Genomic DNA, 672 nt, shown 5'->3' on the forward strand with positions numbered 1-672 from the left:
TCTCTACGCGGGCATTCGCCAAATGAAAACAAGTTTTCATTTGTTCTTTTGTTAAAACAGCCAAATTGGCAAGCCATTTGTCTGCTTCCTCAAAAGAACTATAAGCGAAAAGTTCCTTTTCGCTTGGCTCATTGTCTTCACGATAAAAAGCACCTCACCCCAATAAATTGGGACGAAATGCTCCGTGTTGCCACCCATGTTAGACTAAGAAATAACAATAAATATAAAAAAAACATCCCATCCATAAAAGGACGAAATGTATAATTTCGTATTGCCACCTAAAAGTCTCACTCTGCAAGGTACGGACTAAAAAACGTCGATACCCCGTTTCTATAACGTGAAACACACGGCAAGTGCTACTATTAATTCACACTGCTTCTCATGGAGCCATTCAGATTAGCACTTCCATATCGAGCTCACACCACCCTCGAATCGCTTTATTTCAGTATCTAACTTACTATTTCCAATCACAGAATTTGTATTACTAATATATCAGATTCCCCTCTTGTCTGTCAAGTTAGTCTTTATCTTTTATTTTTATCTTTTATCTTTTATCTTTTATCTTTTGTCTTTTATCTTTTGTCTTTTATCTTTTGTCTTTTATCTTTTGTCTTTTATCTTTTGTCTTTTATCTTTTGTCTTTTATCTTTTGTCTTTTATCTTTTGTCTTTT

1 protein-coding gene is annotated in these 672 nt (G+C 34.4%); it reads left to right on the forward strand.

Annotated features, from left to right (window positions below; genetic code table 11):
• The coding region (locus GC105_RS17760) for a hypothetical protein (protein ID WP_425481549.1) at positions 1–264 on the forward strand (264 nt) is incomplete at its 5' end.
• Between the last annotated feature and the right edge of the window lie 408 nt (positions 265–672).

This window comes from Alkalibaculum sporogenes, assembly GCF_009362815.1.
In the GTDB taxonomy this organism is placed as follows: Bacteria; Bacillota; Clostridia; order Eubacteriales; family Alkalibacteraceae; genus Alkalibaculum_A; species Alkalibaculum_A sporogenes.